The sequence below is a fragment of the Sphingobium sp. genome (assembly GCF_041987595.1).
Classification (GTDB): Bacteria; Pseudomonadota; Alphaproteobacteria; order Sphingomonadales; family Sphingomonadaceae; genus Sphingobium.
In genome coordinates, this window is the sequence record NZ_JBHIWJ010000025.1 from 41,241 (window position 1) to 50,685 (window position 9,445).

Annotated in this window: 9 protein-coding genes; 7 read left to right on the forward strand and 2 right to left on the reverse strand. The window is 60.9% G+C overall.

Annotated features, from left to right (window positions below):
* The first annotated feature begins 95 nt into the window (after positions 1-95).
* The 4 genes from ACFC3J_RS08970 to ACFC3J_RS08985 all read left to right on the forward strand — a co-directional run bounded on the left by ACFC3J_RS08970 (position 96) and on the right by ACFC3J_RS08985 (position 5,344).
* On the forward strand, positions 96-731 hold the full coding sequence (locus tag ACFC3J_RS08970) for a PilZ domain-containing protein (RefSeq protein ID WP_375195834.1): 636 nt from the start codon (positions 96-98) through the stop codon (positions 729-731).
* 190 nt (positions 732-921) lie between these two features.
* A complete protein-coding gene (locus ACFC3J_RS08975; protein ID WP_375195835.1) occupies positions 922-1,671 on the forward strand; it encodes a helix-turn-helix transcriptional regulator in 750 nt (249 codons plus the stop codon).
* Between the two features lie 297 nt (positions 1,672-1,968).
* Complete coding sequence (locus ACFC3J_RS08980) at positions 1,969-4,434, forward strand: TonB-dependent receptor (RefSeq protein WP_375195836.1); 2,466 nt, start codon at positions 1,969-1,971, stop codon at positions 4,432-4,434.
* 22 nt (positions 4,435-4,456) lie between these two features.
* The gene (locus ACFC3J_RS08985) at positions 4,457-5,344 is read left to right on the forward strand and encodes a hypothetical protein (protein WP_375195837.1); all 888 of its coding nucleotides are present in this window, start codon (positions 4,457-4,459) and stop codon (positions 5,342-5,344) included.
* A gap of 39 nt (positions 5,345-5,383) precedes the next feature.
* Here the strand turns inward: ACFC3J_RS08985 and ACFC3J_RS08990 are convergent, their stop codons facing one another.
* Together ACFC3J_RS08990 and ACFC3J_RS08995 are read right to left on the reverse strand one after the other, a co-directional pair.
* Positions 5,384-5,911 carry a VOC family protein gene (locus ACFC3J_RS08990; RefSeq protein WP_375195838.1) on the reverse strand — a complete coding sequence of 176 codons (528 nt, stop codon included), beginning with the start codon at positions 5,909-5,911 and terminating at the stop codon, positions 5,384-5,386.
* Between the two features lie 58 nt (positions 5,912-5,969).
* Positions 5,970-7,718: an amidohydrolase family protein gene (locus tag ACFC3J_RS08995; protein ID WP_375195839.1), complete on the reverse strand. Its 1,749-nt coding sequence runs from the start codon at positions 7,716-7,718 to the stop codon at positions 5,970-5,972.
* 290 nt (positions 7,719-8,008) lie between these two features.
* Here ACFC3J_RS08995 and ACFC3J_RS09000 point away from each other — a divergent pair, with 290 nt between their 5' ends.
* The 3 genes from ACFC3J_RS09000 to ACFC3J_RS09010 form a co-directional block, all read left to right on the forward strand.
* The gene (locus ACFC3J_RS09000; protein WP_375195840.1) at positions 8,009-8,797 is read left to right on the forward strand and encodes an SDR family NAD(P)-dependent oxidoreductase; all 789 of its coding nucleotides are present in this window, start codon (positions 8,009-8,011) and stop codon (positions 8,795-8,797) included.
* Positions 8,794-9,225 carry a nuclear transport factor 2 family protein gene (locus ACFC3J_RS09005; RefSeq protein ID WP_375195841.1) on the forward strand — a complete coding sequence of 144 codons (432 nt, stop codon included), beginning with the start codon at positions 8,794-8,796 and terminating at the stop codon, positions 9,223-9,225. The genes ACFC3J_RS09000 and ACFC3J_RS09005 overlap by 4 nt, the downstream gene beginning before the upstream one ends.
* On the forward strand, positions 9,222-9,445 hold a 224-nt coding region (locus ACFC3J_RS09010), incomplete at its 3' end, for an SDR family NAD(P)-dependent oxidoreductase (protein ID WP_375195842.1). The genes ACFC3J_RS09005 and ACFC3J_RS09010, both read left to right, overlap by 4 nt.

The window sequence follows — 9,445 nt, forward strand, 5'->3', positions numbered from 1 at the left end:
CCGATTGGCTCCGGTTGTCCTCATTCCTTGCCGTGATGCCATGATCGCCCGAAGCGATGATCTTCCATCTTTGCCGAGCAGGAAAGGAGGCATGAATGCCTTTACCCGACCAGTCCGGAAATGAGCCTGAAACCGGCGAAACAGCCGGTCGCCCGCAGGCGTCCCGCGAGGCGCGCGTCACCACCATTCTACTGATCGGCAAATTGTTCAGTCGCCACGGGGAGGCCTTGTGCCGCATCCGCAATCTGTCGAGCGGAGGGCTGATGGCGGAGGTCCATGTGCCCTTGGGGGAAGATGATCCGGTCGAGATCGAACTCAAGGCAGGGGATCGTCTGTCGGGGCGGGTGCGCTGGACTCGCGAAGGGCGGATGGGCATTGCCTTCGATCAGCCGATCGAGGTGAACCAGACGCTGGCGCGAGCGACGGTGCGCACGGTCGAGCAGGGTTTGGTGCGGGCGCCGCGTTTTGCCGTCGATTGTCTGGTTGAACTGCGGCGGGACGGACGCCGTTTTGCCGGGCGCCTCATTAATGTCTCGCAAGGGGGCGCGCGGCTCGAGACGGATCTCGAACCTGAAAAGGACCAGGTGCTTGCGCTTCACATTCCGGGCTTGCCGGAACGGAGAGGCGGCGTGCGCTGGGTTGGTGGCGGGGCCGTAGGCCTCTCCTTTCTGGAGCCGCTGGCCTTTGACGAGCTGGGGATCTGGCTGGTCGAACGGCGCCGGGGGCTTTGATCCCGATGCAATATGGGGGATGTGTGGTCAGCACGGCCTGGAACAAGCTTCGGCTGCACAAATGGCGTGCAGCCGAAGAGTCGAGGGATGGATATCGATCCCGGAGAATTCCGCGATCAAACATCGCAGGCAGCAATGTAGCGTCGGGATGGCAAAACAGCATCTTCGCCGCAATGGAAGGGATCATCTGGTGAGCCCATCGCTTTCGCCCGGCGACCCTTTTGCCGGGGAACATGAGCAGTTGCTCGCCACCTTGAGGCGGCGCTTGCGGTCTGCCGGACTGACGCAGGCCGATCTCGCGAAAAAACTGGATGTCGGGACCGCGACGATCAAGAGATGGCTGCATGGTCGGGGGCTGAGTCTTCGCACCCTGTCGCAGCTTTGCGCGCTGGCCGATACCACCCTCACCGAACTGGCCGAAGAGAGCGCAATTCCCGATCGATCGTCCGATAAATTGACTCTGGCGCAGGAAAAGGCACTGACCGCCAGCCCGGAACTGTCGACCGTTTTCTTTATCATCATCACCGGTTGGCCGGTTTCGGAAGCCCAGGAAGGCTTTGGAATATCGCCCGAAAACATCCTTCAGCATGTCGATCGCCTGCAAAGGCTGGCGCTGGTGGACCAACTGCCGGGGGGGCGGCTGAGGGCGCGGCTGGACCCGGCCCATGTCTGGCAGCGAGAGCCTATGCGCCGTCATTTCGAACAGCATATGAAACATCTGTTCTTCGAACTGGATTACGGCGATCCGGAAACGATTTTTGGCGCGGAAACGCTGAAATTGTCGCCCGTCGGCGTAGCGCGCGTGGCGGAGCGGATCGAGCGGTTCCGCGGCGAATTGCGGGAAATTGCGCGGGAGGACCGCCGCAGCAGCGCCTTGCCGGGGGAATGGCACGCGGTACTGGCGGTGGCCTGTCCAGTTGCGCCGCTCAAGTCGCGCTAGGCTGCGCATCACGCTTGACGAATGGATCATTTCAAGTCACCTTGCGTATAAATAAGGTCGACTGGCCGACGCTATAAGAAATAGCGCGCCACACTGGCGTTGAGAGGATGCGGAATGGGGTGCCGGCGGCTGTGGGCCGCCGATCCAGCTGCATTACGAAGGGGATAATGGCGGCAAACCGCCAGACGTCCGTGCACGAGTGCCTGTTCGCATTCTGCATGGACGGGGATCAGAGCCTGAAAAGGGCCTGGCCCGTGTTGAGGGATGGCATCGCCCGACGAAAGGAAGGGGATTGCCATGCATTCATTGATTGCCGTTGTACTCGCGGGCATATCGTCGCTCGCCGCGACAACGGTTCTGGCGCAGACGGCGGATGCGCAACAGGCGTCGGCCGGCGGGCAACTGGCCGACATCATCGTGACCGCGCAGCGCCGGGAGGAAAGCCTTCAGAAAGTGCCTGTCGCCGTGACGGCCATCGGCGCGGAACAGCTTGACCAGTTGCGTGTCACCAACGTCCGCAATCTCGCCGGTATCGCGCCCAACCTTCAGATCAACAGTCAGGGGCTGCAATCAAACCCCACGATCATCATCCGGGGCGTGGCCTCCGGCACCTCCAACAATGCCGTCGATCCCAAGGTCGGCATTTATCTGGACGGCGTCTATATCGGCCGGACCGTGGGTTCGATCTTCGATCTGTCGGACATACAGCGGGTGGAGGTGTTGCGCGGGCCGCAGGGCACGCTGTTCGGACGCAACGCGACCAGCGGCGCGATCAGCCTCACTACCGCGGCGCCTTCAGGCGAGTTTGGCGTGCGAGGCTCCATCTCCTATGGCAATTATGATGCGAAAAGGGGAAAGATTTCGGTCGACCTGCCGGCCTTCGGTCCGTTGTCGCTCAAGATTTCCTATCTGCATGACGGGATTGAGGGCGATTATCGCAACTTGCTGGGGGGGCGGACGATTGACCTCACCCAGCGCGTATCGTCCTTCGGCGTGCAGAGAATTGCGAAACGATTGGGCGATCGCAATGTTGACGGCGTCGGCGTGGCCGCGCGGCTCGATCTGGGTGATCTGGTGACGGATTATCGTTTCGACTATACCGATGCGCGCTCTACGGGCAGGCCGATGCAAAGCTTCGGGGTCATTCCCGATGCTTCAGGTCAGCTTCTGTCGCCAATCATTGCGTTTCAGCCCTTGTTCGGCGGCGTCACCAATATTTCTGCCGAACGGCTGACCTCAGTTGCCAATGCCACGAGCGCCGAACATGTGGTGACCCAAGGGCACAGCCTGACGCTGACCTATCCTTTGAGCGACGCGATTACGTTCAAAAGCATTTCTGCCTATCGCAAGTTCCGGCAGGACCCCAATATCTATGATCTTGCCGCATCGGGCGGTCTGCGCTTCTCCACGGCACAATTGCAGGCTCTGCTGGCGGGCAATGTGGGCGGTGTGCTGGACCCGACCAATGCGCCAGGTCCGAATGACTCCTTCTTTTCGCTGCTGACCTCGCGCTCGACCCGCCAGAAGCAGTTCAGTCAGGAATTTCAGGTTCAGCTGACATCAGGCAGCGTCGATCTTACCGCAGGACTATTCTATTTCCATGAAAACACGCCTGCGACCGATATACTGGGCATATTCCAGCCCGTCGCCAACGGCGTGGTCGTCAACACGTCCACAGTGGGCGTCATCGCCGGTCTGCCTGTGGGCCAGCTGCCGTTCGACCTGAATGGCGATGGCGTCGTCAATGCAGCAGACTTCAACCCGTCGCTCGACAGCGTCTTTGGCAGCGGCGTGACGCGGACGCGGGCGATCAACGACAGCTATGCCGCTTATGGTCAGCTCACCTATCATCTAACGGAGACGATCGATGTAACCGGCGGCCTGCGCTACACGATCGACAAGCGCGAGAACCGGATTTACGAGATTTCCGGCGGACAGGGCGGTCAACTGGGCGTGGGCGACTATCAGGTCGACTATAAGAAGGCGACATGGGCCGCGATCCTCACCTGGAGGCCCAGCAATCGCGTGACGGCTTATGGCAAGGTTTCGACCGGCTATGTCGCGGGCGGAATATTGAGCGGCATTCCCTACAAGCCCGAGACGCTGACCGCCTATGAATTGGGTCTAAAAGCGCAGAGTTGGGGCAATCGGCTTCGAACCAATATCGCTCTTTTCTATAGTGACTACAGGGACCTTCAAACCCAGAATTTCATCAACGGTCGTCAGTTCTTCAACAATGCAGGAAAGGCTGACATTAAGGGATTCGAGATAGAGGCCGATCTGGTGCCGCTGCGCGGCCTGACATTGAGCGGAAACCTCAGCTATACCGATTTCAACTATAAAAGCTTTATCCTGAACGGTGCTGAAGTCGCGGATATTGCGCGCACGACCTTCGCCTCCAAATGGCAGGGGCGGGCTTCGGCGCAATATGATGCGCCGGAAATGGCGATGGGCGGTTATGTGTCCGGGCGGGTGGACGCCCGTTACCGCAGCCGCGCACCCCTTGTTTCGACGCCCTTCTACGATCTGTCAGGCAATCTGGCTGATCTGGAGCGCTATGCCTATACCAAGGCTTATTGGCTGGTCGATGGCCGGATCGGCTGGATGGACATGCCGTTGGGCGGGGCGAAGGCTTCCCTGTCGCTGTTCGGGCAAAATCTGTTCAACAAACGCTACAACCCCTTCGGGTCGCCCGTGCTGCAACTGGTGACCAGTTACGAACGCGGCCGGACCTATGGCGTCGAACTGGGCATGTCATTTTGAATGAAGAGTGAGGAGAGAGACGATGGACAATGATATTGCATCCCGCGTCAGCGATGCGGATTTCGCTTATTATAATGGTTCGGGGCCAGCCTTTAAGACGGAAAGCTCGGTTCTGATCAGTTCTTCACCTTATCTCAATCATCCGCAACTGCGCGCCCTGATCGCGCAGGAAATGCTGCGGCGGAACGGCGCCGAACTGCCCAACACCGCCTTTATCCCCGATGTCGTGAAGATTTTGATGGAACTGGAGGACTGGCCACGAATCTTCCAGCTGTTCGAGGAGGAAAAAGCCCGCTTGCCCGAATTCAGGAGCTGGCTGGACGGCAGGAAAGTGTCTCTGTTCAAGACAGAGGAACTGGCGGGAGCGGAACCGGGAACGCTGCGCGCCGTGATCCATGATTTTGTCGTCAACAGCGGCTATAATATGGATCATTTCTTCCAGGGCTTGGAGATCAAGACCGACTTCGATTTCTATATGAAGGAGCGGACCCATGCCCATGACATTGAACATATGATCACCGGCTTTGAAACCAATCATGCCGGAGAGATCGCGCTTCTCGCCGCAAACATGCGGGCGCTCTACCAATATTTCGTTCCTGAACTGGCGTCGTTCTTCAACCGGGTCGGCGCCTATCTTCGCGCCAAGACCATCATGAAAAGCGGGCTATTTTATCCCGAGGCCGTCAAGATCGAGCTGGATGCGGAAGATATTGGGGCGGCTCAGGGAAGGAGCTGGAAACATCCGCTGTTCCTTATCCCCTATCGCGACTATATGGACTGGCAGGTGACGGATATTCGCGAGGAATTCGGCATAACCAATCCTCCCAGGCCGGGCGAGTGGACATGGACCAACGCGGTAAGCGAGGACCCCCGACCTGCCCATGCGACGCATTCAATGGCCGCCGAATGAGCAAGGGATTTGATCCGGCGCTGGCCGCTCGGCGCCGGATCAAATCCGGGCGGCGAGATCGATCACGGTGACGGCATCGGAACCGTCCCAGATGCGCGCTGCGGCGATCCCCGCGGTTGCCATGGCGCGCATGTCCGGACCGCAGATGAATTCGAACAGCAGGTTCGGCTCGTCGGGCACGTTCAGATAGGCGACGCGCGTTGCCGGATTCTGCGCCGTGAAGGCGATTTCCATACCGCCTTCGATGGCTGTCGCTACGGCAGCGTCCAGATCATCGACAATCCGGGCGATATGGTGCAGACCCAGCAATGGCGCGCCCGCTTCGTTCCGATAGGGTGAGGGTGCCTCATTCGTGACCTGAATAAGTTCGATCTGCATGTCGTCCTGATAGGAAAGACCGACATTCATCGTCACATGGGTCGGCACGCTCCGATAAAAGCCGTCAAGGGCGACATTGCGAAAAACCGTCCACGGTCCGACACCGGAATGGCCGATCCAGCGGGCAATGCTCGCGTCCAGATCCTCTACCAGAAAACCAATCTGATCGACTGGACCGAATTTCCGCACTGCACATCCCCTCCCGACATGAGAAGCGGGCGGAGCGATCCGCCCGCTGCTTCTGTCCTTATTCCGCAGCTTCCAACGCTGCTGCGTCATTGGCCGCGGCGGTCGGAACCAGATATTCGCCCGGCCGCGCGCCAGTATAGGCCCGGCCGTCGAATGTTGTCACGCCATTCACCAGCGTCAGCCGCATGGGAGCGGGCGGCCGGGTGAAGCGCCAGGTGGTGCCGCCGTCCCCATCAGGCACGTCGAAGCGCTTTTCCATATTGCGATAGGCGATGTCCTTGAGGTCGAAGACGACAATATCGGCCCGGCGCCCCACCTTGATCTCGCCGGTATCATGCAGGCCAAAGAAATGCGCGAGCTTGCCGGTCTTCACATGGATGGCCTGCTCCAGCGTCAGCAAGCCCTGGGCCACATATTGGGTGAACAGCAGGATATTCTCGCCCCCCCCGCAAAGCATCTGAAGATGCGCGCCCGCGTCGGAGATATTCCCGACCGTTTTGGGATCAAGCATCAGTTCGACGGTAAGGGCCTCATCCTTGGGGAACGGTGCCATATGGACGGTCGATTTGGTGCCATTCTCCAATATCCACTGCGCCATGGCGTCCGAGCGGTGCAGTCGGCGGGCATCGGCGAACTCCTTGAGCGTGCCGCCGACCGGCCCAACCCCATTTTCGCTGTCGAGCAGATAAAGGTCTTGGGGATTGTTCATCGGCGAATGGGGCCACGCCTTGGTGTCCCAGCTTTCCCGCGCCCGCGCCCGCCAGTCGGGATCGGCCAGCAGCCGCGCCTTTTCTTCGTGGGTCTCAGCCAGCACCACCTCATGCCAGACATAGTCGTTCGACTGCGCGAAGATCAGCGACTTGACGAGGCTCAACGTGCTGGTCGGCGACACATGGGCATAGCCCGGCCAGATATCCACGCCCTCTTGCCGGAGCCGGGCCATGGTTTCCTGCAATCTGGGCAGGATGTCCTTCTGGAACTCCAGCGTGGGGATGCCGCCCGCCACCTGTATGCGGATCGCGCTTCCTTTCAGAAGCCGGCCGAGACGCTCCAGACTTTCCGGTCCGGTCTTGCGCATGAACGTGTCGATGATGACCTGATAGGTGGTGCCGGGATAGCGCTCCATCACCGCGAACAGCGCCTCGAATTCCGCATCGTCGGCCAGCAGCGTGGGGATGGCGCGATCGTCGCCGTCATGGTCGTGCAGATTGTCCGACATGCCGAGCGCGCCAGCCGCCAGCGCATCGTCAAGCAATTCAGCCATGCGCGCGATTTCCTGCGGGGTCGCGGCCCGATCCCACGCCTCGACTCCCATGGCCGCCAGTCGCAGCGCGATATGGCCGACAAAGGCGGAATAATTGGCGGGCAGGCTGATGTTGCGCGCCATCGAAGCCTTATATTCCGACCATTTCTCCCAGTCCCAGGGGACGTTCTGCAGAAAGGGCTTCAGGGGAATATCCTCGAAGAAGGAGAAGATCTTGATCATCTCCATCTGAGCCGCCTTTTCCTTCGACAGCGGCGCTGCGGAAAAGCCGCAATTGCCGAGGATCACGGTGGTCGCGCCATTGCCCGGCAGCGGGTCCAGATCCGGCTGCCACCACATGGTGGCGTCATAATGGGTGTGGCTTTCGATGAAGCCGGGCGTCACATAGCAACCGCTGGCATCGATCACCTCTTCTCCGGCGGCCGCGTTCAGTCCCACTCCGATTTCGGTGATCCGTCCACCGGCTATGCGCACGTCGGCGGCATAGCCCTTTGCGCCCGTTCCATCGATCACCGTGCCGCCACGGATCAGCATGTCCGTCATCTCTCTCTCCTCTAGAGGTTCATTTTCCCTCGAAGCCAAAAGCCCTTGCATCTGTTTCGCGCCGAATGGCTGGCGACCGTGCCGAAAGGAGGCTAACGCGCCGCCTTTTTGCCCCGCAAGCGGATGGGACGGGGTGGGGTAAAGATGGATCGCCTGTTGATCCTTTGCTGGCCTTTTTGTTGATCCCCCGCCTGCGGAGGCGATTATCCGGGCCTTAATCCAAATGGATGATGCGCGAGGTCAGATCCGGGGGATGATGACCCTATCGAAAATAGGGAGAGGAGAGGGCGGTGGCGGTTGCGTCCCCCGGACTTTTTGACGGCAGGACCGTTTTGGTGACGGGCGGCGGCTCGGGCATTGGCCGTGCCGCGAGTCAGCGGCTGGCGCTGGAAGGCGCGCGGGTCGTGGTCGCGGACATCGATCTCAAGGCTGCGGAACGCACGGTAGAACTGATCGCGGCAAGCGATGGCCGCGCCGTGGCGATCAAGGCGGATATCGCCAGCCAAGACGACAATCGCGCCATGTTCGATCTGGCGGAACGGCATTATGGCGGGATCGACGGCGCCTTTCTGAATGCAGGCATCCTTCAGCCCTATCTGCCTCTGGCAGAGGTCACGACGGAGATGTTCGATCGTGTGATCGGCATCAATCTGCGCGGGACATTTCTGGGCGTGCAACAGGCTTTGGCGCGGCTGAGGCCGGGCGGCGCCTGCGTGGTGACGGCGTCGCTGGCGGCCGTGACCGGCTTTGCCGAGGCCGCCTCCTACTCGATCTCGAAACATGGTCTGGTGGGGCTGGTCAGGTCCGGCGCGGCCTCTTTTGCGGCGCGGGGGCTGCGGATCAACGCCATTTGTCCCGGCATGGTGATGACCGCGATGAACGGCATGACCGGCGAGGATGCGATCCTCCCGCTCGATGGGCTGCCCGATCCGGCCTATCGCGGCGGCCTGTCCGCTCAGCAGGTGGCCGAGGTCGCGCTGTTCCTGCTTGGCCGGGGTGCCGCGGGGATCAACGGGCAGGTCCAGAATGTCGACGCCGCGCTGCTGTCCGCCTTCCCCCCCATTTCGGAGCTGCAATGATGGAGCAGGAACAACGGGATCAGCTACTGATCCGCCGCGCGGCTGAACTCTATGCGGCGGGTGCCGACCGCCGCGACAAGGCTTTGTGGACGCAGGTGCTGGCCGAAAATATCGTGATCGAAGGGCCGGGTTTTTCGATCGAGGGCCGCGAGGCGAATCTTCGCTCGATCGATGCGCTGGAGCAGATGTTCCGCGCAACGGTTCATCGCGTGCATCAGGTGGTGGCGACGATCAAGGGCGACCGGGCGACGGGCGAAACCTATTCGACCGCCGATCATCTGCTGAAGGACAGCGACGAACTGCTGGTCTGGTCGATCCGCTATCAGGATGAGTGGCGGCGCGCTGGGGCGGCATGGCAATTTACGCGGCGCAGGCTGATCGTGGATTGGGAAGAGAGGCGCCCGGTCATCCGCGTGGGTGCCGCATGAGCGCGCTTAACGGCCGGACGGCCTTCATTACGGGCGCATCCGGGGCGATTGCGACGGCAGCGGCGGTGGAACTGGCTCGCGACGGGGCGCGTCTCGCGCTGATGGCTCGGCGCGAGGAGGGACTGGCGCGCAGCAAGGACACGATCCGCGCCGCCGTTCCCGATGCGGATATCCTGACCATCACCGGCGATTGCATGGACGAGGCGGCGGTGAAAAGCGC